Below are 26,181 nucleotides of genomic sequence, written 5' to 3' on the forward strand. Positions count from 1 at the left end.
GAAAAATTCAGCGCATTTTGCGCCAGCCGATCAACCAGGCTAAGACGCCGCCGGCCATTAACCAGCCCGGCATAAGCCCCCACTCAGGACGGCTTACCAGCAGGAATGTTCCACTGAGCAACAATGTTGCACCAATGCCCAATAAATAACGGGATTGTCCCTGACGTACATGATTCGCGTGAAGCTCGCGGGCAATCTTATCAACACTGTGCTGTAAATATTTGCCCTGGCGCAAACTGTCATACACCAGTTCAGGTATTTCTGGCATTTTTTCGACCCAGAACGGTGCTTTTTCTTTAAATGCCCTAACAAGCGCCGGAATACCGACCTGATCTTTGATCCAGGATTCGAGGAAAGGCTTGGCCGTTTTCCACAAATCTAACTGCGGGTAGAGCTGACGTCCGACACCTTCAACGTACAGCAGCGTCTTCTGTAGCAATACCAGTTGAGGCTGAACTTCCATATTGAATCGGCGCGCTGTGTTGAACAGATTTAACAGCACATGACCAAAGGAAATCTCCGCCAGCGGTTTTTCGAAAATCGGCTCGCACACGGTACGAATGGCAAATTCAAACTCTTCTACGTTAGTATCCGGCGGAACCCAGCCAGAATCCACATGCAGTTCAGCAACTTTGCGGTAGTCGCGGTTAAAAAACGCGATGAAGTTTTCAGCAAGATAACGCTTATCTTCTTTGTTTAAAGAACCCACAATCCCACAATCAATACCAATGTATTTCGGGTTTTCGGGATGCTCATAACTCACGAAAATGTTCCCAGGGTGCATATCCGCATGGAAAAAGCTGTCGCGGAATACCTGAGTAAAGAAGACCTGAACACCGCGTTCAGCCAGCAGCTTCATATTGGTGCCGTTCTTCTCAAGCGAGGTGACATCTGAAACGGGAATACCGTAAATGCGCTCCATCACCATCATGTTCTGACTGCAATAGTCAGAGTACACTTCCGGGATGTACAGCATTGGGCTGTCTTCAAAATTACGTCGCAGCTGAATCGCGTTCGCCGACTCGCGCAGCAGATTCAGCTCATCAATCAACGTTTTTTCATATTCACGGACCACTTCTGTCGGTCGCAGGCGGCGGCCGTCTGGCATCAGGCGAGGTACCCAGCGAGCAAGGCGGTAGATCAGTTTCAAATCCGCTTTAATTACCGGCAGTATGTCCGGGCGGATAACTTTGATCACCACCTCTTTCCCATTCGATTTCAGTCGCGCGGTGTGAACCTGAGCAATAGACGCGGATGCCAGCGGTGTGATCTCAAAATCATCAAACCATTCCTCGACGGGCAGCCCACCCATCGCCTCTTCGATTTGTTCTTTCGCTCTTTGCCCATCGAATGGGGCTACCCGATCCTGCAATAACGCTAGCTGATCGGCGATGTGTGGCGGGAAAAGATCACGGCGGGTAGAGAGCATTTGCCCGAACTTAATCCACACCGGGCCGAGCTCCTGTAAAGCCAGTCTCAGCCGTTCTCCCAGCGGTTTGTCTTTATGTCGGTTGGGCATCCAGAACAGCGTGTAACGCCACAGCCGGAGTGGCAGCGTGATACGCATTTTGGGGATGAGTTCATCAAGACCGTAGCTTAAAAAAGTGCGAATGATGAAATAAAGGCGCCGTACTTCACCTGGCGTCATTTGGCCTCCAGTTTTTCCAGCCGTTTGGCCAGAGATTCGACCGCACGCTCAACGGCTGCCGTTTCTTCTGCAAACCATGCAACCTCAAGCGGACCTGGAGCCATACGCCACTCTTCGGTGATCGCTTCGGCAACATAGCGCTGCTGGCGTTGAATGTTGTGGCACAGGAACTTCGCTCCACCACGCAAAACTTTGCTGACCCCTTCCGCGACGATATCGCCGGTATAAGGTGCTAACAGTTCTGCGGGATCAAACTCCGCCAGATCGGCCAACGCGACAAAGTTCTGTACCACCTGGATATCGCCCTGAACCTCCAGCTCACCACTGCGGATAAGCGTGGTGAGTTGCTGCCGGTCGCGTAATTTCGGTAACACGCTGGCATGTGTGATTACGGTGCAATCGGCTTCGCCTTCCCATGCCCCCAGCACATCGACCTGGCGCTCACTAAACACCAGCACTAACGGTGTTGAAAATCCTTTTAGCTCAACACGCAGCACTTTGCCCTGTAAACGCGTTCTGGCTGACTTGAGCGCAGGAGAACGATACAGAAAGGTGTTAAGCAAATTTTCAACGCCGGCGGTCACTAAGGGTTTTAAAGGCATCCCCAATCTCCTGTCAGAACTTGTAACCACGATGCAGCGCAACGACACCTGCCGTCAGGTTGTAGTAATCAACGCTTTCGAACCCGGCATCTTGCATCATTGCTTTTAAGGTGTCCTGATCGGGATGCATGCGGATGGACTCCGCCAAATAGCGATAACTGTCTGCATCGCTTGCCACCATAGAACCAATGCGCGGCAAAACGTGGAAAGAGTATGCGTCGTAGGCTTTGCTCAGCGGTTCGATAATCGGCTTGGAGAACTCCAGCACCAGTAGACGTCCGCCCGGCTTCAACACGCGATACATAGATCGTAATGCTTTGTCTTTATCCGTTACGTTGCGCAGACCGAAAGAGATGGTGATGCAGTCAAACGTGTTGTCTGGGAAAGGTAATGCTTCCGCATTCGCCTGAACGTACTCAACGTTACCCACGACGCCGATATTACGCAGCTTTTCGCGACCCATTTTGAGCATTGAGTCGTTGATATCCGCCAGCACAACTTTGCCAGTTTCGCCTACCATGCGAGAGAATTTCGCCGTCAGATCGCCCGTACCGCCCGCTAAATCGAGAACGGTTTGCCCGCGACGCACGCCACTGCAGTCAATGGTGAAGCGCTTCCACAAACGATGAATGCCAAATGACATTAAGTCATTCATAACGTCATATTTAGACGCCACAGAATGAAAAACGTGGGCCACCATGTCAGCTTTCTGCTCTTTAGCGACGGTCTGAAAGCCAAAGTGCGTCGTTTCTTGTGAATTATCCACCATCTCAGTGCCTGCTCATCCAAAAAATGTTCAAGAAGTGTAACAGATTGGGCCAATTTGCCCTACCCTTCTGCCCGGTTCAACTACCCCAAACGGACTAGTTTGATTGCTGGTTTACCGCTTCATCATCAGGGTAAGGTTCATCCTGCTGCGTTTCAGGGACCGAACGCAAGCGGTACTCTTCATCCTGCGTAGTGGCTTGTTCAGCCAGTTCAGGATTAATCTCGCGCTTAATTTCCACGCCTAAACTGCGAAACGCTTCTGCCTGCGACAGGACGTTTCCACGACCTGAAGAGAGTTTTTTCATCGCCTGTCGGTAGTTATCCTGAGCTTTATCCAGGCTTTGGCCAATTGCCGACATATCATCCACAAACAATCGCATCTTGTCATAAAGTTTGCTGGCCCGATCGGCAATCTGTTGCGCATTACGACTCTGATGCTCGTAGCGCCACAAGTTGGCAATCGTGCGCAATGCCACCAACAACGTGGTAGGGCTAACCAGCATAATGTTATTTTTAAGGGCTTCGGTAATCAGTTCAGGCTGTCTATCGAGCGCCAGTAAAAAAGCAGGCTCAACGGGGATAAACATCAGCACATAGTCAAGTGTGCGCAGCCCAGGAAGCTGCTGATAGTCTTTGCGCCCCAGCAGACGGATATGGTTTCGTACCGAGGCGATGTGCTCCTGCAACGCGCTCTCGCGGGTGTATTCATCTTCAGCATTAAAATAGCGTTCATAGGCGACCAGCGTCATTTTCGCGTCGATCACCACATCTTTGCCCTGCGGTAACCGGACGATAACATCTGGCTGCATCCGCGAACGGGCGTCGTTCTCAATGCTGACCTGGGTTTCGTATTCATAGCCTTCGCGCAGACCGGAAGCCTCAAGCACCCGGGTGAGTACGACCTCGCCCCAGTTGCCCTGCGTTTTGTTATCGCCTTTTAATGCCCGCGTCAGGTTTACCGCTTCCTGCGCCATCTGCGCGTTCAGTTGCTGCAGATTACGAATTTCGTGCGCCAGAGTATGGCGTTCTTGCGCCTCTTTACCAAAGCTATCCTGAACCTGGCGTCGAAAACCGTCCAGTTGTTCGCGAAGCGGTGTAAGCAGACTGTTCAGGCTTTGGCGATTTTGCTCATCTACACGACGGTTGCTGTGCTCGAAAATACGGTTCGCCAGATTTTCAAACTGTTCGCTCAGACGCTGTTCGCTGTTGATCATCTGGCGGATTTTATCTTCCGCGTGCTGCTGCGTCGCTTCCAGACGGGTAGTGACTTCTCGAAGATCGGCTTCCAGAGAGGTGTTGATGCTGTGCAGACTGCGCAATTCGTTATTGAGTAGTTCGCACTCATCGCGCCAGTGGGCTTCCTGTGAGAGCTGCTGGCGGGCGGCGCTTAGCGCAATATCCAGTTCGCGTCGTTCTTCGATGAGGTCAGCACGGATCCGATCGGCATGCGCTTTTGTTGCCAGCCACCCCACCAGCAGCCCAGCGGCTAACGCCAGCACGGCACTCATCATAATTGAAATATCCACAACGCCCCCTTACAGCAACGACTTACCCGCACAAAATAGAATTGTGCTGTATAAACGTCCAGTTTAAAAGGAATTTCCTGCGAGGCACTACGCAAAATAAAAAGGCCGAACGCGTCGGCCTTTTTGAATAGACGGGAGAATTACAGTAAACGACGCGCAGCTTCCACCACGATTTTCACCGCGTGGCTTTCTGTTTGTTTCATCGTTTCCGCATTAGGGATCTCTTGCTGAGTACGGTTCACGATAACCCCCGCGACCATACCAGCACGCAGACCCTGGCTTGCACACATGGTGAGCAGCGTAGCAGATTCCATTTCGTAGTTCATGACGCCCATAGACTGCCACTCTTCCATTGAGCCTTTGAAACGGCTCACTACGCGACCAGAGAAGGTGTCATAACGCTCCTGGCCCGGATAGAAGGTATCAGAAGACGCGGTAACGCCTACGTGGGTGGTGGCGCCGATAGATTTCGCCGCTTCCACCAGCGCGGTGGTGCACTCGAAGTCCGCGACGGCCGGGAATTCCATTGGCGCGAAGTGCAGGCTTGCACCGTCCAGACGGACAGATGCTGTGGTGACCAGTACATCACCTACGTTGATATGTGGCTGGATGGCGCCAGTCGTACCGATACGCAGGAAGGTACGAATGCCCAGCTGTGCCAGTTCTTCTACGGCAATAGAGGTTGACGGACCGCCGATACCGGTAGAGCAAACGATCACGGCTTTACCATCCAGCTCAGCACGCCAGGTAGTGAACTCGCGATGAGATGCCAGCTTAACCGGCTTATCCATCAGCGCGGCGATCTTTTCCACACGCTCCGGGTCGCCAGGGACGATAGCGAGCTGAGCCCCTTGTAAATCGTTCTTAGTGAGGCCGAGATGAAAAACATCAGACTTAGACATAAAAACTCCTCTGTGAATCGGTTTTGTCAGAAGAAGCAAAAACACACTTTACCGAAGGCATGAACATATTTTCGTGACAGTCATCACTATGATGTAAATCAATTGCATTCCATTACCATAAAATAGTGACTTGAATCACATAAATGATGCGATGTAAGGAAGCCCTGCACAAAAGATAGACCGTTTAAGGCAATGTGGTTCGTTGCATGTGTCTATAGTTAACAATGCGCTTTTTGGCTGAATATTTAAGGGTACGGAGAATACCATGACAACACGACAATCTGGCTTTGCACCTGCTGTATCTCCACCGACGTCTACCACGGTTCACACTCCGGATAACGCCATTATCGCCGGTGTAACGTCCATACCTTCACAAGGCGATGATATGCCAGCGTATCACGCACGACCAAAACAGTCCGATGGCCCGCTGCCAGTGGTCATTGTCGTGCAGGAGATTTTTGGCATTCATGAACACATTCGTGACGTTTGCCGCCGTCTGGCTCTGGAAGGGTATCTGGCTATCGCACCAGAGCTCTATTTTCGTGAAGGCGATCCCAATGACTTTGCCGATATCCCCACGTTGCTCAGCAGCCTTGTCGCCAAAGTGCCTGACTCTCAGGTATTGGCCGATCTGGATCACGTCGCCAGTTGGGCTTCTCGTAACGGAGGAGATGCCCACCAGTTGATGATCACCGGATTTTGCTGGGGTGGACGCATCACCTGGCTGTATGCAGCTCATAATCCGCAGTTAAAAGCAGCGGTAGCGTGGTATGGCAAACTGGTGGGCGATAAAACCCTCAACTCGCCGAAACATCCTGTTGATATCGCGACCGATCTTAACGCCCCCGTTCTGGGACTTTATGGCGGCCAGGACACCAGTATTCCGCAAGATACCGTTGAAACAATGCGTCAGGCGCTGCGCGCCGCCAATGCAAAAGCGGAAATCGTGGTCTATCCCGATGCCGGACATGCGTTTAACGCCGATTATCGTCCGAGCTATCACGAAGAATCCGCGAAAGATGGCTGGCTGAGAATGCTGGAGTGGTTCACACAATACGGCGGGAAGAAATAAACGTTAATTGCCCGGCGGCGACTACACCTTACCGGGCCTACAACTCTTGCTATTTCCTGTAAGCCGGGTAAGCGCTTGCGCTTCCCGGCCACCGGCTCTGAATTACGCCTGACGCAGGTTCTGCGCAGCTTTAACCATGTTTGCCAGCGCGGCGCGGGTTTCCGGCCAACCGCGCGTTTTCAGGCCGCAGTCCGGGTTCACCCACAGACGCTCGGCCGGAATACGCTGCTCGGCTTTCTTCAGCAGGGCTTCAATCCACTCCACGCTCGGGACGTTCGGCGAGTGAATATCGTATACGCCCGGCCCGATTTCGTTCGGATAGTCGAACTCTTCAAACGATTCCAGCAACTCCATATCAGAGCGTGAAGTCTCAATGGTGATCACGTCCGCGTCCAGCGCCGCAATGGAGTCCATGATGTCGTTGAACTCGCAGTAACACATGTGGGTGTGGATCTGGGTTTCATCCTTCGCCACCGCCGCGTTAATGCGGAAGGCTTCCACGCCCCACTCCAGATACGCCGCCCAGTCGCTGCGGCGCAGCGGCAGACCTTCGCGCAGTGCCGGTTCGTCAATCTGGATGATGCCAATACCCGCCGCTTCCAGATCCGCTACCTCATCACGCAGCGCCAGCGCAATCTGCTTAGCGATGGTTTCACGCGTCACGTCTTCACGCGGGAATGACCAGCAGAGAATGGTCACCGGACCGGTCAACATGCCTTTTACCGGTTTGTCGGTCAGCGACTGGGCATACTTCGCCCACTCCACGGTGATCGCTTCCGGGCGGCTGACATCGCCAATAACCACCGGCGGCTTCACGCAGCGAGAGCCGTAGCTCTGCACCCAACCGTTCTGGGTAAAGACGAAACCGTCCAGGTGCTCGCCAAAATATTCCACCATGTCGTTACGTTCGGCTTCACCGTGCACCAGCACGTCGAGCCCCAGGCGTTCCTGTTCAACAATCGCCTGTTTGATATGTTCCGCAATACCGGTGCGGTAGTTACCGGCATCCAGATTGCCCTTTTTGAAGTCCAGACGCAGGCCGCGAATTTCCGTGGTTTGCGGGAATGAGCCGATAGTGGTGGTCGGCCATGCCGGCAGATTAAAGCGGGCACGCTGCGCTTCGGCGCGAACCGGGTAAGCGTTGGCACGTTGGCTGTCCTGGGCGGTGATCTCCGCCAGACGTTTTTCCACTGCGGCGTTGTGTACGCGGGTAGAGTGACGACGAGCCTGGATCGGTGCGCTCCACGCCACAATTGCCGCCGTATCACCGCTGTTCAACGCATCACGCAGCAGCGCCAGCTCGCCGCATTTTTGTAAGGCGAAGGCAAACCAGCTCTTCACTTCTGCATCAAGGCGGGTTTCCACGCTGAGATCGATTGGGCTGTGCAGCAAGGAGCAGGAAGAAGCTACCCACAGGTCACGTTTACCGACGATATCTTTAATTTGCGCGTATTTTTCGCTGAGATCGGCACGCCAGACGTTGCGACCGTTCACCAGCCCCGCTGACAGCAACCAGTCGGCAGGCAGACGCTTGTGCAGCTCGGTCACTTCATCTTTACCGTGCACGAAGTCAACGTGCAGCCCCTGCACCGGCAGCGCGGTAATGGTATCCAGGTTTGGCGTTACGCCTTCGAAGTAGGTGGTCAGCAGCAGCTTCACCTGACCCGTCAGCGCGTCATACGCCGGTTTGAAGGCGTTCAGCCAAACCTGAGGCAGCTCCAGCACCAGAGCCGGTTCATCAATCTGCACCCACTCAATACCGCGTTTCGCCAGCTCAGCCAGCACCTGCTGGTAAACCGGCAGAATATCGTTCAACAGGCTCAGGCGGTCAAACTGTTCGCCCTTTACTTTCCCCAGCCACAGGTAAGTTACCGGTCCCAGCAGCACAGGTTTCACCTTGTGACCGAGCGCCAACGCTTCATCCACTTCATCCAACAGTTGGGTCCAGGTCAGTTTGAACTGCTGACCTTTGGTGAACTCTGGCACCATGTAGTGATAGTTGGTGTTAAACCATTTGGTCATTTCTGCCGCCGCCGCGGGCTCCCCGGTTGGTGCGCGGCCACGGCCAATGCGGAATAAGGTATCGATATCGACCGAGCCGTCTTTATTTTGATGACGAGCCGGAACGTTGCCGAGCAGCAGGCTGGTGGTCAGCACGTGATCGTACCAGGCAAAATCGCCCACTGGCAGCAGGTCAACGCCCGCCTGCTTCTGCTGATCCCAGTGACGGGCACGCAGCTCGCGGCCAACGGTTAGCAAATCTTCACGGGAAGAATTTCCCGCCCAGTAGCTTTCTTGCGCTTTTTTCAGCTCGCGACGCAGGCCAACGCGAGGGAAACCGAGGGTGTGATTAAGTATTGTCATTTTTCTTCCTCTAATTATATGTAAATCCTATTTATTTTTAATTTAGGGAAGGTGGCAAGTTTATTCATCCCAGGAGCTTACTGAAGTAAGTGACCGGGGTGGAAAAACACAGCCAACGCACCATAAATTTAAAAGACGGAGGATTTTAGCCATCCAGATGTTTACACATCCATAATTGACAGTTACTGTATATTCCTCAAGCGCAATTTGTTCATGCCGAAGTGAAGGACTTTCATGATCGAGATTAAACACCTGAAAACGCTCCAGGCGTTGCGGAATAGTGGTTCGCTGGCGGCCGCAGCGGCGACGTTGCATCAGACCCAATCCGCCCTCTCTCACCAGTTCAGCGATCTGGAACAGCGCCTTGGCTTTCGACTTTTTATCCGTAAAAGCCAGCCTCTGCGCTTTACGCCGCAAGGCGAAATTTTGCTGCAGTTAGCAAATCAGGTGTTGCCGCAAATTGGTCGTGCGCTGCAGGCCTGCAACGAACCGCAGCAAACCCGGCTGCGGATCGCTATTGAATGCCATAGCTGTATTCAATGGCTGACGCCCGCGCTGGAGAATTTTCGTGCCAACTGGCCGCAGGTGGAGATGGACTTTAAATCCGGCGTGACGTTCGATCCGCAACCAGCGCTACAGCAGGATGAGCTGGATCTGGTGCTGACATCCGACATTCTGCCGCGTAGCGGACTGCACTACTCGCCGATGTTCGATTTTGAAGTCCGCCTGGTACTGGCGCCGGACCATCCGCTGGCCAGCAAGACGCAGATCACGCCGGAGGATTTAGCCAGTGAGACGCTGCTTATTTACCCGGTGCAACGGAGTCGACTGGATGTCTGGCGGCATTTCTTGCAGCCTGCGGGCGTTAGTCCGTCGCTGAAGAGCGTGGATAACACCCTGCTGCTGATTCAGATGGTTGCAGCCAGAATGGGTATTGCAGCTTTACCACACTGGGTGGTGGAGAGTTTTGAACGCCAGGGCCTGGTGGTGACCAAAACCCTGGGCGATGGATTGTGGAGTCGGCTGTACGCCGCCGTGCGCGATGGCGAGCAGCGACAGCCGGTCACGGAAGCGTTTATTCGCTCAGCGCGGAATCACGCCTGCGATCACCTGCCGTTTGTACGGAGTGCGGAACGACCCACTTTCGATGTACCCACAGTGAAGCCACTATCACAGCCGCACCAATGATGAAGCTTGGCCAGTGAGGCTGTTGATGCCAGATAGCCAGGTTAACCAGCAGCCCGGCCGGCACATGCATATTGTTCATGATGCCCAGCGTCCCCGCATCCACCTGGGTCGCGCCGTAGTTCCACATAAAGTAACCAATGCCGGACGCTGCCACGCCAAGAAAGACCAGAATTCCCCACTGTAGCGTGGTTGCAGGCATTTTCTGCGCATTCCCCAGCATGAACCAGGCCACTACCGCCACCATAAAGGCCCCCATGTAAAACCAGGCAAAGGCGTTGTGCTGCGGCATTGGCCGCGTTTCCATCAGACGCTTGTAGCCCACCATGCCAATAGCAAAGCTGATATTGGACAACTGCACCAGCAGCAGGCCGGTCCAGAAGTGGCTGGTCACCTGATCGTAACGAATGATCCCCGCACCAATCACCGCCAGCAACGCACTGAAGGCGTAGCTCCAGCGCAGACGACGTCCGCTCATCAGGTCATAAATCAGCGTAATGTAGAGCGGCGTCAGCACGGTAAAGAGCAGCAGTTCTGATACCGTCAGGTACAGATAGGCGTGAAAACTCAGCATATACATAATGCCAAGCTGCATGGCGCCCACCAGCATATACAGCGCGATGGTTTTTACGCTATGCCCACGGGTACGTAAAAACGGCAGGAACACCAGCGCCGCCAGCCCAACGCGCACCAGCACCGCAAAATAGCTATCGACATGACCGGCAAGGTACTCGCCAAACAGGCTAAAGGAAAAGGCCCACAGAATTGTGGTAATGATGAGTAACGCCACAATGGATGTCTCTTAACAAAAGGTACGCCCATTGTAGCGAAGTTTTAAGTTGACATCTGGTCAACTAACGAACAAAAACATTACTGCAAAAACAGCTCACGCAGATAATGCGGCACGGCATCGTCGGCATTAAGACCAATGACTTCCAGTTCCGGATGCAGATCCTTCAGGCGCTGGTGAGCGTTGCCCATAATGCAGCCTTTGCCCGCCATGGAGAGCATTTCCGCGTCGTTCATCCCGTCGCCAAAAGCGATACAATCTTTCAGGCTATAGCCCATAGCTTTCGCCACCGCTTCCAGCGCATGGCCTTTCGATACGCCGCCAGCCATGACTTCCAGGCAGGTAAGCGTAGAGAAACTGACGTTGACGCGGTCGCCCCAGCGGGCGTTAATCGCCTGTTCCAGCGGCAGCAGCCTTTCGTGAGAATCAGTGGTGAAAAACACCTTACTCACGCCTTCCGGCTCCAGTAGCGCAGGTTCAAACAGTGAATAGTTAAACACTGCTTCTTTGAAGAAGCGCATTTCGTCTGGGCGATGGCGGTTCATAAACCACTCATCATCACGATAAACGTTGGTCACGATGTCCGGGTTTGCATTCACTACGCCAAACAGGTCGCTGGCAATGTCGCGATCCAGGTTATGCGAAAACACCAGATTCCCGTCAGAATCATGCACACGCGCGCCGTTGGACGTGATCATGTAGGTTTTAATGCCGAGGTTATCGCGAATTTGCCCCACATCAACATGATGACGGCCAGTCGCAAACACGAAGTTAACGCCACGAGCGGTCAATAACTTCAGCGTCTCTTTGGCATAAGGGGACAGGGTATGGTCGGGAGAAAGCAGCGTACCGTCTAAATCAGACGCAACAACCTGATACATAAGAAAATTCAACCTCTAGGCAAAGCGGGTTCCGCTGGATGAGTTATGCTTGTCGAAAAATTCGACAATAGCGTTAAGCGCGACTGAGCGCATTGCGTCCTTTTCAAAAAGGATCTCATGGTACGCGCCTTTGATGACCAGCGGCTGCCCCCCTTCTACGGGATGACCCGCTGCGGCGCGGAGTTCACAAAAACGATCGTGCATGCGGTTATCTACCACACGCTCTTCTTCGGCCTGAATCAGCAGCGTCGGCGTCGCGTCGTCTCCTGCTCCAGCCAGAACCTGTTCGCCTGCCAGAATACCTTCACGTACCCAGTGGTAGGTGGGGCCGCCAACGCGCAGCCGTGGCTCATCCGCATAGAAGCGTAGATTGCGCCGATAGCGCTGTCGACTATGGGTTAACGCATTCATACCGAATGGCAGCGCCCGCCAGCGCCCGGTCCCCATCGCATAACCTTCGCGGATCCGCGGATGCCCTTCAGCCCAGTCCAGAATGTGGCGTACCATCCAGTCGGGAAAGCGCATCACAATACCAAACATCGGCGCGCAAAGCGCGATGGCATCACACTGATTCGGGTGGCGCTGCAAGAATAACGTGGCTATCGCTCCGCCCATTGAATGCGCCAGTATATAGCGCTTTCTCCACGGACCGGGTAGCACTTCCTGCTGCCAGAAGGCGGTTAAATCGTCGACATAGTCATTAAAGTTATCGACATGACCGCGATGCGGGTCCGAAAGCATACGCCCGGAACGCCCCTGGCCACGGTGATCGATAATGAGGACGTCAAAACCAGAATGAAACAGGTCATACGCCAGTTCAGCGTATTTCACGTAGCTTTCAATGCGTCCAGGACAGACGACGATGACGCGATCGTTTTTTTCTGCGTGAAAACGCACAAAATGGACGGGGATATCATCCACGCCCGTAAATTCCGCTTCTTCCCGCTGACGCCAGAAATCTGTCAGTGGCCCCATGGAAAAAGCAGCAAACGCGTTTTCTCTTGTTTCCCAGTCTTTTTGCTGCTGAAACATCGGGTATCCAGCCTCGCTGACCAAGTAAAATCGTTTTTTTCGCCGTCGCTGACACAACCTAACGGCAGTAGCGTATTGTGGCATAAAAATAGACAATCCGGGAGTTTCTCATGACCTTTGAATGGTGGTTCGCCTACCTGTTGACCTCTATTATTTTGAGCTTGTCTCCAGGCTCTGGCGCAATCAACACCATGACCACCGCCATCAGTCACGGTTATCGCGGTGCCAGCGCGTCGATCGCTGGTTTACAGACCGGGCTTGGCATTCATATCGTTCTGGTTGGTGTAGGACTGGGAACGCTATTTTCACGTTCGGTTATCGCATTTGAGGTGCTGAAGTGGGCGGGGGCGGCCTATCTGATTTGGCTGGGTATTCAGCAATGGCGGGCGGCGGGTGCTATCGATCTGAACACCATGGCGAATACGCAATCGCGCAGCCGCCTGTTTAAACGCGCAGTCTTTGTTAATCTGACCAATCCCAAGAGCATCGTTTTCCTTGCAGCCCTGTTCCCGCAGTTTATCCTGCCGCAGGAACCGCAGTTAATGCAGTACTTGGTGCTTGGCGTCACGACCATCGTGGTCGATATCATTGTGATGATCGGTTACGCGACGCTGGCCACGCGCATTGCTGGCTGGATTAAAGGGCCAAAGCAAATGAAAGCGTTAAACAAAGTGTTTGGCTCGCTGTTTATGCTGATAGGCGCCTTGTTAGCCTCGGCACGGCATGCCTGATGAAGGCGCCGGAGGCGCTTGCGCTTATCCGGCCCGGAAGGAACTTAACGCGAAATAATCAGGTGGATACCGAAGCCCGCAAACAGCGCACCGGCAAAACCATCAATCCACTTCGCCAGACGCTGATAGCCACGACGCATTTTCGGCAGTGCAAACAGGCTGGCGACTACGGTAAACCACGCCAGCGTTTCCACGATGATCAGGGCAAAGATCCCCCAGCGTGCGCCCGTTCCCACGTTATCGCCAACGAACAATGAGAACACGGAGCCAAAATAGATAATGGCTTTAGGGTTCGCCAGGTTGGTCAGCAGCCCCTTCAAAAAGCTGCGTCCGCTCTGTGCCAGCTCAACTTGCGGAGTGGGAGTCGCAACATCCTGTTTTTTAAATGCACCACGTAGCATCTGATAACCCATCCAGCACAGATACAGCCCCCCGCCCACCATAATAATGGTGTGCAGCCAGGCCATTTTTTCGATAATCAGATGTAGGCCGAGCAGCGCTACGCCAGCCCAGACCATGACGCCACAGGTAATACCCAGCACGCCCATCATGGCTTCTTTGCGCGAACGGCTAACCGCTGTTTGAGAAACAAAGAAAAAGTCGGGACCAGGGCTCATCAGCGCAACGATATGCACCAACGCAACGGTGAAAAATAGCGTTAACATAAAAATGACTCGCGGGGGAAATAGTTCAGTGAGTCACCATCCTGGCACTTTTTTGCCTGGCTGACTACTCTTCGTCGTCACCATCAACGTGCGCGCGAATAAGCGCCATAAACTCTTTGCCAAAACGCTCAAGTTTACGCATCCCCACGCCATTAACGCTCAGCATTTCGCTCGGTGAAACTGGCATCTGCTCAGCCATTTCAATCAGCGTGGCATCGTTGAACACTACATACGGCGGGATATTTTCTTCATCAGCAATGGCTTTACGCAGCTTCCGCAATTTGGCGAACAGTTTGCGATCGTAATTGCCACCGAAGGATTTCTGCATCGCTCGCGGTTTCAGCGCCACAATACGCGGTACCGCAAGCTGTAGCGCAACATCACCACGCAGTACCGGACGCGCGGCTTCGGTTAGCTGTAACGCGGAGTGATGAGCAATATTCTGCGTCACCAGCCCAAGATGAATAAGCTGGCGGATAACGCTTACCCAATGTTCGTGGCTTTGCTCACGACCAATGCCATAGACAGGCAGCTTGTCATGGGCCAGCTCGCGAATTCGCTGGTTATTCGCTCCGCGCAGAACCTCCACGACATAACCCATACCAAAGCGTTGATTAACACGGTAGATAGTCGACAGCGCTTTGCGCGCATCCATGAGTCCGTCGTACTGTTTTGGCGGGTCGAGACAGATGTCGCAGTTACCACACGGCTCCTGACGCCCCTCGCCAAAATAGTTCAACAGCACCAGACGACGACAGGTTTGCGCCTCGGCAAACGCCCCCATCGCATTGAGCTTATGCCGTTCGATATCCAGCAGTTGTCCGGCGGGTTTCTCTTCGAGGCAACGGCGCAGCCATGCCATATCAGCCGGATCGTAAAACAGCATTGCTTCCGCAGGCAGGCCGTCACGCCCGGCGCGGCCGGTTTCCTGGTAATAGGACTCGATGTTGCGCGGAATATCGAAATGCACCACGAAGCGTACGTTGGGTTTGTTGATTCCCATGCCAAACGCCACGGTCGCTACGACGATTTGCAGGTCATCACGCTGGAATTTCTCCTGCACTTCTGCACGTACAGCGTTTTCCAGCCCGGCATGATAAGCCCCGGCGCTAATGCCTCGGCTTTGCAGACGCGCGGCGGTGTCTTCTACTTTAGCGCGACTGTTACAGTAAATAATACCGGACTTACCGCGCTGCTCTTGCACGTAGCGCATCAGTTGATCGAGCGGCTTAAACTTCTCCATCAACATGTAGCGAATATTCGGGCGATCAAAGCTGCTGATCTGAATTAACGGGTCGTTGAGCCCCAGCAGACGCACAATATCCAGCCGGGTTGTCTCGTCCGCGGTCGCGGTCAGCGCGACAAACGGCAGAGTTGGGAAACGCTGACGCAACTGCCCCAGCGCGGCGTATTCCGGGCGGAAATCATGCCCCCACTGCGAAATACAGTGCGCTTCATCAACCGCCAGCAGCACCGGGTTCCAGTGCGCCAGATTTTCAAGGAAGTTATCCAGCATCAGGCGTTCGGGCGCAATGTACAGTAAGCGAATCTGCCCGCTACGACAGCCTGCCATCACCTCAAGCTGCTGCTCACGACTTTGGGTGGAGTTCAGACACGCGGCCGCCACGCCGTTGGCAAGCAGTTGATCGACCTGATCTTTCATCAGAGAAATCAGCGGAGAAACAACAACGGTGAGGCCGTTAAGCAATAATGCGGGAATTTGATAGCACAGGGATTTTCCGCCACCGGTCGGCATAACGACCAGGCAGTCGCGACCAGCGATCACGGTATCAATGATTTCTTCCTGACCAGGGCGAAACTGTTGGTAGCCAAAGGTTTCCTGCAAAACCTGTTTAGCGCCCATTTCCAGATTCAACACTTCCGCCTGCGCCACATTAACCCCATTAGCCTGAAATAAAAACAGGCGCTATTTTCAGCGCCTGAGAGAGAAACTGCAATGATTAAAATACTCTCAATACCTGTCAGAAGATATCGTTAAGCATTACACCCACGCCAACACGGGTCTGATTGAAGTTGTAGTCAATCAGTGATTCGCCGTAGCCGCTGTAGACCTGGGTATAAAGACGCACATGCTTGGTAATGGGATAACTGGCCCCCAGCTCTGCGCCGCCGTAGCCGGTATTCCAGTTGTACTGGCCTTTCACACTGATCACCGCGTCACCCAGGTGATAACCCATTTTCAACTGATAGTAGCCCATATATTTGGTGATATCAGGGTTATCGTCAGTGCTGCCGATAACGTACCACGGCTTAACTTCCACCAGCCAGTTACCGTTTTCAGCCATCAGCCGGGTGTAAAGGCGGTTCCAGCTACGTGAGGTGGGGTCGGATCGACCATTGGAGTCATGGTTATAGCCCATTTCAACATCGCGGAGCGTCCAACCGGCAAAACGATAGTCGGTGGCGAAACCGAGGAACAATTGCGGTTCATAGTTGGTTTCGCGAAACGGTGCAGACTCTTCACTGTTCGAAAGCTGCCACCAGGACTTCTGGGTATAGGAACCGCCGAGTACCGAGTTCGGGCCTAATATTCCTCGCCAGAGCGGAAACGCCAGGCTTAGCTGAAACTTAACCTCATCTTTGCGCGCATTTTCGGACCAGCTATAGCTGCTGATCGCCTCTTTATTCATGTCGCTGGTATTGGTGTAGATGAGATAGTTGGTCTCATAAGGATAAAGCGTGAAAGGGTTGTCATGCTCCTGCAGCATGTTGGCGATAATACTGCCGCGAACCGCCGGTGCATCATGAATCTCTTTCACTGTCGCTTCCTGCGCATACGCGGTCAACGGCAGCATGACTGCTGGTAGTAACCATCCCAGAATCGCCCGCATCGGTAATGTTCTCCTGAACCAAAATATTGATGAATTGTATAATTATCTGGCAAGTATTCTACATACTTAGCGAGCTCCTCGTTAGTTATCCCGTCCTAAAGTAGAAAACAACAAATAATAAGCATAATATCAACATTTCATTAACCATTGAGATGTAGGGATCGTATGTCTGCCGTACTTACTGCTGAGGAAGCGCTGAAGTTAGTGGGTGAAATGTTTGTCTATCATATGCCGTTTAACCGGGCGCTGGGTCTGGAGCTTGAACGCTATGAGAAAGAATTTGCTCAATTAGCCTTTAATAATCAACCGATGATGGTCGGTAACTGGGCGCAAAGCATTCTGCATGGCGGCGTGATCGCGTCGGCGCTGGACGTTGCCGCCGGGCTGGTGTGCGTTGGCAGTACGCTGACCCGCCATGAGACGATCAGCGAGGACGAACTGCGTCAGCGAATGTCACGTATGGGAACAATCGATTTGCGCGTTGATTACCTGCGCCCGGGGAGAGGAAATCGCTTTACCGCTACCAGCAGCCTGCTGCGGGCGGGGAATAAAGTCGCCGTTGCGCGCGTGGAACTGCATAACGAAGAACAGCTTTATATTGCCAGCGCAACCGCCACTTATATGGTGGGGTAAGTGCCCAAAAAAAGGTAAACTGCTGTTACATTTCTGAAATGAGTTTTCCCGATGGATGCTAAACAAACGCGGCAGGGCGTGTTACTCGCTCTTGCTGCTTATTTTATTTGGGGTATCGCTCCTGCCTACTTCAAGCTGATTTACTATGTCCCGGCGGATGAGATCCTGACGCACCGCGTCATCTGGTCATTTTTCTTTATGGTGGTACTGATGAGCATCAGCCGCCAGTGGTCGGGCATCAAAACGCTGCTACAAACGCCAAAGAAGATCTTCCTGCTGGCGCTCTCTGCAGTGCTCATCGGTGGAAACTGGCTGCTGTTCATTTGGGCGGTCAATAATCATCATATGCTGGAAGCCAGCCTGGGCTATTTTATTAACCCGCTGGTGAATATTGTGCTGGGAATGCTTTTCCTCGGCGAGCGCTTTCGTCGCATGCAGTGGCTGGCGGTACTGTTAGCCGCCTGCGGCGTACTGGTACAGCTGTGGACCTTCGGATCGCTGCCAATCATCGCGTTGGGCCTGGCGTTCAGCTTTGCTTTCTATGGTCTGGTACGCAAGAAGATTGCCGTCGAAGCACAAACCGGCATGCTGATCGAAACCCTGTGGCTTTTACCTGTTGCGGCTATCTATCTGTTTGGCATCGCGGACAGCCCAACCAGCCATATGGGGCAAAACCCCATGTCGCTCAATCTGCTGCTGATTGCTGCGGGTGTCGTGACCACCATTCCGCTGCTGTGCTTTACCGGCGCGGCGACCCGCCTGCGTCTGTCCACGCTGGGTTTCTTCCAGTATATCGGACCCACGCTAATGTTCCTGCTGGCCGTCACTTTCTACGGTGAAGTTCCGGGAGCGGATAAAATGGTCACGTTTGCGTTTATCTGGGTGGCGCTGGCAGTTTTCGTGATGGATGCGATTTATACGCAACGACGGGTACGTCGGAGCTGAAGAAGTGCCGGATAAGGCGTAACCGCCATCCGGCACAGCCATTACAGCCAGTTCTTGCGCTTAAAGTACAGATACGGTGCCAGACCCGCGAGCATCATAAAGACAATCGCCCCTGGGTAACCGAAGCTCCAGTGCAGTTCCGGCATGAACTCAAAGTTCATCCCGTAGCTGGAAGCCACCAGCGTCGGCGGCAGGAACACCACAGAGACCACCGAGAAGATCTTGATGATGCGGTTCTGCTCGATATTGATAAAGCCCATCGCCGCCTGCATCAGGAAGTTAACCTTCTGGAACAGTGATTCGTTGTGCGGCAGCAGGGATTCGATATCGCGCAGAATCTCACGCGCCTGTTCCAGCTGACTCCCCGGCAAACGCGCTTTACGCACCAGGAAGTTCAGTGCGCGCTGGGTATCCATCAGACACAGGCGGACCTTCCAGCCAATATCTTCCAGTTCCGCCAGCGTCGAAAGCGCTTCGTCATATTCATCGCCCTGACGCCCTTCCATGATCACACGGCTGAGTTTTTCCAGGTCGCTGTAGATGTTTTCGATCTCATCCGCCAACTGTTCAATTTTAGTTTCAAACAGGTCGAGCAGCAGCTCGTAGGCATTGCCATCCACCATCGCCTGATTACGCGCACGCATGCGGTACAGGCGAAATGCCGGCAGCTCGCGCTCGCGCAGAGTAAACAGGCGACCTTCGCGAATGGTAAATGCGACGGTTGAGTTACCCGCGTGATCGTCGGCATCTTCATAGAAGAAGAAGGAGTGAATGTGCAGACCGTCTTCGTCTTCAAAAAAACGCGCAGATGCTTCGATGTCTTCCAGTTCAGGGCGCGTAGCCAGATTCTGGCCCAAGTCCTTTTGCACACGGTTTCGTTCTTCGTCATCCGGCTCGACTAAATCGACCCAAACCGAACTGGCCAGGTGCTCGATTTCGTCTGCCTCAAGGCGAGTTAAACGATTGTTTTCCAGTTGAAATGCGCTCAGCATGACCGGGACTCCCAATGCAAAAAATTATCGGACAGTTCGGAGGGCACACAGAAACAAATTGGGTTTCAGACCATTAAACAGCCTGACTCAGCGCGACGGGAAAAAACAGAAGGTCGCTGACAACCGCGAAGGCTATCAGCAAAAAGGGATAGCCTTAGGAGTTGATCCTGGATGACAGGATAATGAGCCAGTATCTACTGGGTGTGTCCAAGGCGAATGTCCTCTTAGCGTAATCGTGCGCGCATGTTACGCCAGCAAAATTTTGACGTCAACACGCAACAGATGGCGAAAAAGTAATAATTTCCCCTTATACAAAAAGGTTAGCAGAGGGGAATTATTTATCTATGATTTCAGAATATTAACCGACAGATAGCGGGATGGTGGCTTCGCCTTGTCCGGCCTGGAAATCAAAATGTTACCCGGTCTGTAGGCCGGATAAGACGCGCCAGCGTCGCCATCCGGCAAAGCCAAACCGATCAAACCGTTTCCAGTCTGGCGTAGGCTGCCACCAGCCATTTGATCCCTTGCCCCTGGAACGCGACCTGCAAACGACTGTGCTCACCGCTTCCTTCCAGATTGACGATGGTGCCCTCACCAAACTTAGCGTGGCGCACGCGCTGGCCGAGCTTGTAGCCGGTATCATTTTCCGCCATTGGCGTGCCCATCCGCTGATGGCTCACCGGGCGGCTAACCGTGGCGCGCAGGCGAACCTCTTCAACGCACGCTTCCGGCAGTTCGCCGATAAAGCGCGACGGACGGTGGTAAACCTCTTTGCCGTACAGACGACGCGTTTCGGCGTAGGTCAGCGTCAGCTTTTGCATCGCGCGAGTCACGCCTACGTAAGCCAGGCGGCGCTCTTCTTCGAGGCGCCCACCTTCGTCCAGCGACATCTGGCTGGGGAACATGCCTTCTTCCATACCCACGATAAATACCTGGGGGAACTCCAGACCTTTCGCCGAGTGCAGCGTCATCAGTTGTACCGCATCCTGCCAGGTATCCGCCTGCCCTTCGCCTGCTTCCAGCGCGGCGTGAGACAGGAACGCCTGTAGCGGCATTAAGTCTTCGTCTTCTTCGTTGTAGCTGAACTGGCGCGTTGCCGTCACCAGTTCGTCTAAGTTTTCGATACGCGTCTGACCCTTCTCGCCTTTTTCCTGTTCGTACATCATGCGCAGGCCGGAGTCTTTAATCACCCGGTCAGTCTGCACGTGCAGCGGCATATCGGCGGTCTCCTGCGCCAGCGCATCGATCAGCTCCATAAAACGCTGTAAGGCGCTGGCGGCGCGACCCGCGAGGGCCTTTTCCTGCAACAGCTCACGACAGGCCTGCCACAACGTAAGCTGGCGGTCACGGGAGGTCTGACGCACCACATCTAATGTACGATCGCCAATCCCGCGGGTTGGCGTATTCACCACACGTTCGAATGCAGCGTCGTCATTGCGGTTAGCGATCAGGCGCAGGTAGGAGAGCGCATCTTTGATTTCCTGGCGTTCGAAGAAGCGCATCCCACCATAGATACGGTACGGCATGCTGGCTTGTAACAACGCCTCTTCCAGCACGCGCGACTGGGCGTTGCTGCGATAAAGAATGGCGCACTGTTCCAGCGCACCGCCGTTGTCCTGCCAGGTTTTGATACGATTGACCACAAAACGCGCTTCATCGAGTTCGTTGAACGCGCAGTACAGTGAGATTGGTTCGCCGTCGATGCCATCGGTCCACAGCTTTTTACCCAAACGCCCGTTGTTGTTTTCAATCAGGGCGTTGGCCGCGCTGAGGATGTTGTTGGTCGAGCGGTAGTTCTGCTCCAGGCGAATAGTTTCTGCGCCCGGGAAATCCGTGAGGAAGCGCTGGATGTTTTCCACCTGCGCCCCGCGCCAGCCGTAGATCGACTGGTCATCATCGCCAACGATCATCACTTTGCCGGTATCGCCCGCCAGCAGGCGGATCCAGGCGTACTGAATGTTGTTGGTATCCTGGAATTCGTCCACCAGGATATTGGTAAAGCGTTCGCGGTAGTGCTGCAGGATATGCGGCTTGTTGAGCCACAGTTCATGGGCGCGCAGCAACAGCTCGGCGAAATCCACCAGCCCCGCGCGGTCACACGCTTCCTGATAGGCCTGATACACCTTTTGCCAGGTTTGCTCAACCGGGTTGCCATAGCTCTGCAGATGGTGCGGGCGCAGCCCTTCGTCTTTCTGGCTATTGATAAACCACATCGCCTGACGCGGCGGCCACTGCTTCTCATCAAGATTCATCGCCTTGATCAAACGCTTGAGCAAACGCAATTGGTCTTCGCTGTCGAGGATCTGGAAATCCTGCGGCAGGTTCGCATCCATATGGTGCGCGCGCAGCAGGCGGTGCGCCAGACCGTGGAATGTACCCACCCACATACCGCCCTGGCTGGTTCCCATGATCTGGCCAATACGGTGGCGCATTTCCGCCGCTGCTTTGTTGGTAAAGGTCACCGCCATAATGGAGTATGGCGAGTTGTTCTCTACCGTCAGTAACCAGGCGATACGGTGCACCAGCACGCGAGTTTTACCACTCCCCGCGCCGGCCAAAACCAGCATGTTGCTGCGTGGCGCGGCCACCGCTTCACGCTGTTTATCATTAAGGCTGTCGAGCAGGTAAGAAACGTCCATTGGCACCGCCGCGTAAAAGTAGGTAAGGCGGATAAGCGTAGCGCCATCCGCCAAAAAGCTGGGTATATATACAGAGTTCTGCTGGTGATTATATCAGCGAGGTCAGAGATGCCAACTGTGAAATTTCGATATGCGGCAGCAAACGGCTGTCTGCGGTTTGCATCAGGTCGGCATTTTCCGGTTTGATCCAGCAGGCCTGCATACCGCAACGGATGGCCCCCGCCACGTCTGTCGTCAGGTCATCGCCCACATGCAGAATCTCAGCCACAGGCATTTTCAGTTTATCCGCCGCCAGCGCATACATGTCGCTGAACGGTTTTGATCGCCCGTCGGGACCGGCGCGCAGCACAAACTCAAAGTAATCGCCCAGGCCGAACAGTTCTGGCTGTGCGTTACCGTTGGTGATCGCCACCAGCGGCCATTTGCGGGCCAGCGCCTTCAGCGTGTCATGCGTCGCCTGCGGGACGTCAATGCGGCTACGCCATTTGGCGAAATTCATCATCGCCGCATTTGCCCCCATTCTGGCTTCTGCTTCTGACAATCCCGCCTCCAGCATAGCGCGCTCTACGGCGCGGTGACGCCATTGGGTAACGTCGTGGTAGATTTCCGGCTCGGCGTCGCGAACGGCCTGACGTAAGCGCTGTAGGTCGCTATTTTGCAGCGAATTCAGCGCCGGATGGTAATTCTGTACAAACGCGAGCGCTTCCTGCTCGGTGCGTGTGATAACGGGACGGTTATCGTAAAGGGTGTCATCAAGGTCAAAGGTGAGCGCAGAAATGCGCCCCAAAGGCCGGTAAAAACGCATTATTTCCCCCGTTTGGCGCGTGGATGCGCCGCATCGTACACTGAAGCCAGGTGTTGAAAATCAAGATGGGTATAGATTTGGGTAGTGGAGAGATTAGCATGCCCCAATAACTCCTGTACCCCGCGCAGATCGCCGCTCGACTCCAGCATATGCGTCGCAAAAGAGTGGCGCAATTTGTGGGGATGTACGTGGCTGTTCAGCCCCTGTTTGATCCCCCATTCCGCAAAGCGTTTTTGCACATTACGCGCAGAAATGCGTTTGCCCAGTTTTGACAGGAATAACGCATCGTCATCGCTGCCAAATAGCCCCCGCAGGTCCAGCCAGTGCTCAATCCACGCCACGGCATTGCGGCCAATTGGCAGGCGACGTTCTTTACTGCCCTTCCCCATCACCCATACTTCGCCGGTGTCGAGATCGAGATGTTTAATATCCAGCCCAACCAGTTCAGACAAACGCAGCCCTGCGCCGTACATCACTTCTAACATTGCCCGATCGCGCACGGCGAGGGGATCGTTGAGGTCGATATCCAGCAGACGATTAACGTCGTCGACATCGATATTTTTAGGTAGATGACGCGGTGCTTTCGGCGCGGAAACACTTTTTGCGGGATTGGCTTTCAGCTCGCCCTGATTAACCAGCCAGTCAAAGAAACTGCGCAATGCGGAGAGACGCAGCGCCAGGCTCGCCGGCCCCAGCCCTTTACGACGGCTGCGCACGGCAAAACTGCGTACCATCGAAGCGTCACATTGTTGCCAGCTTTGCAGACCGGTCTCTCCGGCTAACGCAATGATGGCATCAAGCTGACGCTGATAATTCAGCAATGTGATCGGGCTAAGCTGGCGCTCAACGCCCAGATAGCGTAAAAAGCGCGCCACATCCTGAGAAAGGAGTGAATCGGTCATACGCGTTCAATCCAGCGCTCCAGCAGCTCCGGCAACATCAGCGAGATTTCCTGCAGTAATTGCGTACCTTGCCCCTGCTGGTAATGATTAACGTCGCGACTGCTGAACAGCATCACGCCCAGGGATCCATCTTGCCCCAACATCGACATCGCCACCGAGCCTATCGCTTTCGCCTCGGGCATCATGACCAGAAGTTCCGGGCCATTGAGCGGTCCAAGATAGTGTAGTGACTGGCCCAGACGCTGAATACGCAGCGGTTCAAAAGCCTGACGGCTTAATGCCAGATGAGTGAATTTTGATGGCGCACCAAGTCGCCAGCGATCCGGGAACAGACGAACCGTCGCCCCAGCCAGCCCTAACTCACGCGCCCAGCGATGAAATCGCATCAGCATGTCGTCAAGACTGCTGGCCGATACCAGCCGGGCTTGCAGATTTAACAGACGATAGAACAGGCTTTCATTGGCGTTGGCTTGTTTCATCAACAACGCCATATTCTCTTCCAGCACGTTAATATGATTACGTGCCCGCGCCATATGCCATTCCACTAAAGAGACCGTGCCCCGCACCGGGTGTGGAACACGCATCGCTTCAACTGCCTGGGCATTACGGATAAAAAACTCAGGATTACGTTGCAGGTAATCGACGACCGCCCGGTCGTCCAGCTCCATGAGCGTTTCCTGTAGTTCTTCCCCTGGTTGCTTCATAAGTGAATAAATCCGTCGTAGACATGTGCCGCCGGGCCAGTCATATACAGCGGATGACCCGGACCTTTCCAGGCGATATCAAGTCGACCGCCCGGTAATTCCACCCTCACTTCTTCTGCCAGCAGGCCCTGCTGGATACCAACCGCAACAGCGGCGCACGCACCGCTGCCGCAGGCCTGCGTTTCACCCGCGCCGCGCTCATAGACGCGCAGCCGGATGTGCTCGCGCTTTACCACCTGCATAAATCCGATATTGGCGCGTTCAGGAAAGCGTTCGTGACTTTCCAGAACCGGCCCCAACGTTTCTACCGTGGCCGTATCAACATCATCAACCTGAATTACGCAGTGCGGGTTCCCCATTGAAACCACGCCGCACAATACTGTCTGTTCAGCCACGCGCATAATATAGGTCTTCTCTGCTTTGTTGGCGCGAAACGGAACCTGCGCGGGTTCAAAATTGGGTTCACCCATATTCACCCGTACCAGCTCGTCGTCGGTTACGGTTAATACCATACGACCATTAGCGGTACTGACGCGAATATCACGCTTATTGGTCAGCCCTTTCAGGCGAACAAAGCGGGCAAAACAGCGGGCGCCATTGCCACACTGTGACACTTCACTACCGTCAGCATTAAAAATACGGTAGTGGAAATCCAGCTCCGGATCATACGGAGGTTCAACCACCAGCAGTTGATCAAATCCAACGCCGAGATGCCTGTCGGACAAGCGGCGGATCAGCTCTGGTGAGAAAAAGACATTCTGCGTTACCGCGTCGACGACCATAAAATCGTTGCCAAGGCCATGCATTTTAGAGAATTGCATCATTCACTCCGTTCACGCGGGTACAGAAATATACATCTATTCCTGCCGTCAGTAATTCACCTGAGAAGGCCCGTCACTAATCCCACGATCGTTTTTCTCTGGCGTGGTGGATTGTGATTGCGGCTGAACGCTCTTGGTCGGAGGCGGCGCGGTTTTATCTGCTGGCGGGAAATAGAGCGGGCCTTTTAGCCCACAGCCCGTCAGGCTGAACAGAGTAAAAATGACAGCGAGTGGCTTTAACACGTTTTTCATTATCGATTGCCTGTAAAGTTCATGCTTTCTGTTTTCTATCATCGCAGGAGAAGGCGTAAAAGCAAGAGTTAGCCTGTAATCTGCAACGCGTTTTGTTTCAGGTTATACTGCCGTCATCACGAAAAACAGGATAAGAAAATGAACGACAGTGAATTTCATCGCCTTGCTGACACCCTGTGGATGACCATTGAAGAGCGTCTGGACGACTGGGACGGCGACAGCGATATCGATTGTGAGATCAACGGCGGCGTGCTGACCATCAGCTTCGAAAACGGCAGCAAAATTATTATTAACCGTCAGGAGCCGCTGCATCAGGTGTGGCTGGCGACCAAACAGGGCGGCTACCACTTTGACCTGAAAGACGACGAGTGGATCTGCGATCGTAGCGGCGAAACGTTCTGGGATCTGCTAGAACAGGCGGCGACACAGCAGGCGGGTGAAGAGGTGAGCTTCCGTTAAGTTTTATTGCC

At 53.8% G+C, this 26,181-nt stretch carries 26 protein-coding genes; 6 read left to right on the forward strand and 20 right to left on the reverse strand.

The features are described from left to right. Nucleotides 1-7: 7 nt before the first annotated feature. The 5 genes from ubiB to udp all read right to left on the reverse strand — a co-directional run bounded on the left by ubiB (nt 8) and on the right by udp (nt 5,446). Entirely contained in the window at nt 8-1,648 is a 1,641-nt protein-coding gene (gene ubiB, locus OGW44_RS05830; RefSeq protein ID WP_016155140.1) for a ubiquinone biosynthesis regulatory protein kinase UbiB, read from the reverse strand. Next, a complete protein-coding gene (gene ubiJ, locus OGW44_RS05835) occupies nt 1,645-2,250 on the reverse strand; it encodes a ubiquinone biosynthesis protein UbiJ (protein WP_016155139.1) in 606 nt (201 codons plus the stop codon). Before ubiJ ends, ubiB begins: the two co-directional genes overlap by 4 nt. 13 nt (nt 2,251-2,263) lie before the next feature. Beyond that, nucleotides 2,264-3,019 (reverse strand): bifunctional demethylmenaquinone methyltransferase/2-methoxy-6-polyprenyl-1,4-benzoquinol methylase UbiE, encoded by a 756-nt coding sequence (gene ubiE, locus OGW44_RS05840; RefSeq protein WP_003017897.1) that lies wholly within the window; start codon nt 3,017-3,019, stop codon nt 2,264-2,266. Nucleotides 3,020-3,113: 94 nt separating this feature from the next. Next, on the reverse strand, nt 3,114-4,544 hold the full coding sequence (gene rmuC / locus OGW44_RS05845) for a DNA recombination protein RmuC (protein WP_019078423.1): 1,431 nt from the start codon (nt 4,542-4,544) through the stop codon (nt 3,114-3,116). Nucleotides 4,545-4,684: 140 nt separating this feature from the next. Next, complete coding sequence (gene udp / locus OGW44_RS05850) at nt 4,685-5,446, reverse strand: uridine phosphorylase (protein WP_006686084.1); 762 nt, start codon at nt 5,444-5,446, stop codon at nt 4,685-4,687. Between the two features lie 265 nt (nt 5,447-5,711). Here udp and OGW44_RS05855 point away from each other — a divergent pair, with 265 nt between their 5' ends. Continuing rightward, complete coding sequence (locus OGW44_RS05855; RefSeq protein WP_016155137.1) at nt 5,712-6,518, forward strand: dienelactone hydrolase family protein; 807 nt, start codon at nt 5,712-5,714, stop codon at nt 6,516-6,518. Between the two features lie 102 nt (nt 6,519-6,620). On the opposite strand, the gene metE is transcribed toward OGW44_RS05855, so the two are convergent. Beyond that, nucleotides 6,621-8,882, reverse strand: coding sequence for a 5-methyltetrahydropteroyltriglutamate--homocysteine S-methyltransferase (gene metE / locus OGW44_RS05860; RefSeq protein WP_185655126.1), 2,262 nt, complete (start codon nt 8,880-8,882; stop codon nt 6,621-6,623). Between the two features lie 234 nt (nt 8,883-9,116). Between metE and metR the strand changes: the two genes are divergently transcribed. After that, on the forward strand, nt 9,117-10,070 hold the full coding sequence (gene metR, locus OGW44_RS05865; RefSeq protein ID WP_003017908.1) for an HTH-type transcriptional regulator MetR: 954 nt from the start codon (nt 9,117-9,119) through the stop codon (nt 10,068-10,070). On the opposite strand, the gene OGW44_RS05870 is transcribed toward metR, so the two are convergent. The 3 genes from OGW44_RS05870 to pldB form a co-directional block, all read right to left on the reverse strand. After that, nucleotides 9,958-10,857, reverse strand: coding sequence for a carboxylate/amino acid/amine transporter (locus OGW44_RS05870; protein ID WP_016157852.1), 900 nt, complete (start codon nt 10,855-10,857; stop codon nt 9,958-9,960). The genes metR and OGW44_RS05870 overlap by 113 nt on opposite strands. 80 nt (nt 10,858-10,937) lie before the next feature. Beyond that, the gene (gene yigL, locus OGW44_RS05875; RefSeq protein ID WP_008787091.1) at nt 10,938-11,738 is read right to left on the reverse strand and encodes a sugar/pyridoxal phosphate phosphatase YigL; all 801 of its coding nucleotides are present in this window, start codon (nt 11,736-11,738) and stop codon (nt 10,938-10,940) included. A gap of 15 nt (nt 11,739-11,753) precedes the next feature. Beyond that, complete coding sequence (gene pldB / locus OGW44_RS05880) at nt 11,754-12,770, reverse strand: lysophospholipase L2 (protein WP_003017911.1); 1,017 nt, start codon at nt 12,768-12,770, stop codon at nt 11,754-11,756. 110 nt (nt 12,771-12,880) lie between these two features. On the opposite strand from pldB, the gene rhtB reads away from it, so the two are divergent. Beyond that, nucleotides 12,881-13,501: a homoserine/homoserine lactone efflux protein gene (rhtB, locus tag OGW44_RS05885; protein ID WP_185655125.1), complete on the forward strand. Its 621-nt coding sequence runs from the start codon at nt 12,881-12,883 to the stop codon at nt 13,499-13,501. A gap of 44 nt (nt 13,502-13,545) precedes the next feature. Here rhtB and rhtC read toward each other — a convergent pair whose 3' ends face one another. From rhtC to pldA, 3 genes are all read right to left on the reverse strand, one after another. Further along, on the reverse strand, nt 13,546-14,166 hold the full coding sequence (gene rhtC / locus OGW44_RS05890) for a threonine export protein RhtC (protein ID WP_016155134.1): 621 nt from the start codon (nt 14,164-14,166) through the stop codon (nt 13,546-13,548). 64 nt (nt 14,167-14,230) lie between these two features. After that, nucleotides 14,231-16,060, reverse strand: a complete 1,830-nt coding sequence (recQ, locus tag OGW44_RS05895; RefSeq protein WP_019078429.1) for an ATP-dependent DNA helicase RecQ — start codon at nt 16,058-16,060, stop codon at nt 14,231-14,233. An 88-nt stretch (nt 16,061-16,148) separates the two neighbouring features. Then, nucleotides 16,149-17,018 carry a phospholipase A gene (gene pldA / locus OGW44_RS05900; RefSeq protein ID WP_016157849.1) on the reverse strand — a complete coding sequence of 290 codons (870 nt, stop codon included), beginning with the start codon at nt 17,016-17,018 and terminating at the stop codon, nt 16,149-16,151. A gap of 165 nt (nt 17,019-17,183) precedes the next feature. On the opposite strand from pldA, the gene yigI reads away from it, so the two are divergent. Both yigI and rarD read left to right on the forward strand, forming a co-directional pair. Then, nucleotides 17,184-17,651, forward strand: coding sequence for an acyl-CoA thioesterase YigI (gene yigI, locus OGW44_RS05905; protein WP_003017917.1), 468 nt, complete (start codon nt 17,184-17,186; stop codon nt 17,649-17,651). A gap of 51 nt (nt 17,652-17,702) precedes the next feature. Continuing rightward, complete coding sequence (rarD, locus tag OGW44_RS05910; protein ID WP_016155131.1) at nt 17,703-18,596, forward strand: EamA family transporter RarD; 894 nt, start codon at nt 17,703-17,705, stop codon at nt 18,594-18,596. A gap of 41 nt (nt 18,597-18,637) precedes the next feature. Here rarD and corA read toward each other — a convergent pair whose 3' ends face one another. From corA to lptM, 8 genes are all read right to left on the reverse strand, one after another. Then, nucleotides 18,638-19,588, reverse strand: coding sequence for a magnesium/cobalt transporter CorA (gene corA / locus OGW44_RS05915; protein WP_003017920.1), 951 nt, complete (start codon nt 19,586-19,588; stop codon nt 18,638-18,640). 154 nt (nt 19,589-19,742) lie between these two features. Then, nucleotides 19,743-19,799 (reverse strand): YsgD/CorL family protein, encoded by a 57-nt coding sequence (gene ysgD, locus OGW44_RS05920; protein WP_212723238.1) that lies wholly within the window; start codon nt 19,797-19,799, stop codon nt 19,743-19,745. 265 nt (nt 19,800-20,064) lie between these two features. Continuing rightward, nucleotides 20,065-22,227, reverse strand: coding sequence for a DNA helicase II (gene uvrD, locus OGW44_RS05925; RefSeq protein WP_016155130.1), 2,163 nt, complete (start codon nt 22,225-22,227; stop codon nt 20,065-20,067). An 88-nt stretch (nt 22,228-22,315) separates the two neighbouring features. After that, nucleotides 22,316-23,032: a 5-amino-6-(5-phospho-D-ribitylamino)uracil phosphatase YigB gene (yigB, locus tag OGW44_RS05930; RefSeq protein WP_016155129.1), complete on the reverse strand. Its 717-nt coding sequence runs from the start codon at nt 23,030-23,032 to the stop codon at nt 22,316-22,318. Further along, nucleotides 23,032-23,934 carry a tyrosine recombinase XerC gene (xerC, locus tag OGW44_RS05935; protein ID WP_185655124.1) on the reverse strand — a complete coding sequence of 301 codons (903 nt, stop codon included), beginning with the start codon at nt 23,932-23,934 and terminating at the stop codon, nt 23,032-23,034. Before xerC ends, yigB begins: the two co-directional genes overlap by 1 nt. Next, a complete protein-coding gene (locus OGW44_RS05940) occupies nt 23,931-24,638 on the reverse strand; it encodes a DUF484 domain-containing protein (protein WP_131405469.1) in 708 nt (235 codons plus the stop codon). The genes xerC and OGW44_RS05940 overlap by 4 nt, the downstream gene beginning before the upstream one ends. Then, nucleotides 24,635-25,459, reverse strand: coding sequence for a diaminopimelate epimerase (gene dapF, locus OGW44_RS05945; protein WP_016155126.1), 825 nt, complete (start codon nt 25,457-25,459; stop codon nt 24,635-24,637). The genes OGW44_RS05940 and dapF overlap by 4 nt, the downstream gene beginning before the upstream one ends. Nucleotides 25,460-25,507: 48 nt before the next feature. Beyond that, nucleotides 25,508-25,711 carry an LPS translocon maturation chaperone LptM gene (gene lptM, locus OGW44_RS05950; protein WP_003017937.1) on the reverse strand — a complete coding sequence of 68 codons (204 nt, stop codon included), beginning with the start codon at nt 25,709-25,711 and terminating at the stop codon, nt 25,508-25,510. 138 nt (nt 25,712-25,849) lie between these two features. Here lptM and cyaY point away from each other — a divergent pair, with 138 nt between their 5' ends. Then, a complete protein-coding gene (cyaY, locus tag OGW44_RS05955) occupies nt 25,850-26,170 on the forward strand; it encodes an iron donor protein CyaY (protein ID WP_080860388.1) in 321 nt (106 codons plus the stop codon). The last annotated feature ends 11 nt before the right edge of the window (nt 26,171-26,181 follow it).

The organism is Citrobacter sp. Cb023 (genome assembly GCF_030336805.1).
In the GTDB taxonomy this organism is placed as follows: Bacteria; Pseudomonadota; Gammaproteobacteria; order Enterobacterales; family Enterobacteriaceae; genus Citrobacter; species Citrobacter braakii.

Coding starts and splice junctions, on each gene's coding strand:
- ubiB (WP_016155140.1), bottom strand. CDS start 1,648: ATGACGCCAGGTGAAGTACGGCGCCTTTATTTCATCATTCGCACTTTT.
- ubiJ (WP_016155139.1), bottom strand. CDS start 2,250: ATGCCTTTAAAACCCTTAGTGACCGCCGGCGTTGAAAATTTGCTTAAC.
- ubiE (WP_003017897.1), bottom strand. CDS start 3,019: ATGGTGGATAATTCACAAGAAACGACGCACTTTGGCTTTCAGACCGTC.
- udp (WP_006686084.1), bottom strand. CDS start 5,446: ATGTCTAAGTCTGATGTTTTTCATCTCGGCCTCACTAAGAACGATTTA.
- OGW44_RS05855 (WP_016155137.1), top strand. CDS start 5,712: ATGACAACACGACAATCTGGCTTTGCACCTGCTGTATCTCCACCGACG.
- metE (WP_185655126.1), bottom strand. CDS start 8,882: ATGACAATACTTAATCACACCCTCGGTTTCCCTCGCGTTGGCCTGCGT.
- metR (WP_003017908.1), top strand. CDS start 9,117: ATGATCGAGATTAAACACCTGAAAACGCTCCAGGCGTTGCGGAATAGT.
- yigL (WP_008787091.1), bottom strand. CDS start 11,738: ATGTATCAGGTTGTTGCGTCTGATTTAGACGGTACGCTGCTTTCTCCC.
- pldB (WP_003017911.1), bottom strand. CDS start 12,770: ATGTTTCAGCAGCAAAAAGACTGGGAAACAAGAGAAAACGCGTTTGCT.
- rhtB (WP_185655125.1), top strand. CDS start 12,881: ATGACCTTTGAATGGTGGTTCGCCTACCTGTTGACCTCTATTATTTTG.
- rhtC (WP_016155134.1), bottom strand. CDS start 14,166: ATGTTAACGCTATTTTTCACCGTTGCGTTGGTGCATATCGTTGCGCTG.
- pldA (WP_016157849.1), bottom strand. CDS start 17,018: ATGCGGGCGATTCTGGGATGGTTACTACCAGCAGTCATGCTGCCGTTG.
- yigI (WP_003017917.1), top strand. CDS start 17,184: ATGTCTGCCGTACTTACTGCTGAGGAAGCGCTGAAGTTAGTGGGTGAA.
- rarD (WP_016155131.1), top strand. CDS start 17,703: ATGGATGCTAAACAAACGCGGCAGGGCGTGTTACTCGCTCTTGCTGCT.
- corA (WP_003017920.1), bottom strand. CDS start 19,588: ATGCTGAGCGCATTTCAACTGGAAAACAATCGTTTAACTCGCCTTGAG.
- uvrD (WP_016155130.1), bottom strand. CDS start 22,227: ATGGACGTTTCTTACCTGCTCGACAGCCTTAATGATAAACAGCGTGAA.
- yigB (WP_016155129.1), bottom strand. CDS start 23,032: ATGCGTTTTTACCGGCCTTTGGGGCGCATTTCTGCGCTCACCTTTGAC.
- xerC (WP_185655124.1), bottom strand. CDS start 23,934: ATGACCGATTCACTCCTTTCTCAGGATGTGGCGCGCTTTTTACGCTAT.
- OGW44_RS05940 (WP_131405469.1), bottom strand. CDS start 24,638: ATGAAGCAACCAGGGGAAGAACTACAGGAAACGCTCATGGAGCTGGAC.
- dapF (WP_016155126.1), bottom strand. CDS start 25,459: ATGCAATTCTCTAAAATGCATGGCCTTGGCAACGATTTTATGGTCGTC.
- lptM (WP_003017937.1), bottom strand. CDS start 25,711: ATGAAAAACGTGTTAAAGCCACTCGCTGTCATTTTTACTCTGTTCAGC.
- cyaY (WP_080860388.1), top strand. CDS start 25,850: ATGAACGACAGTGAATTTCATCGCCTTGCTGACACCCTGTGGATGACC.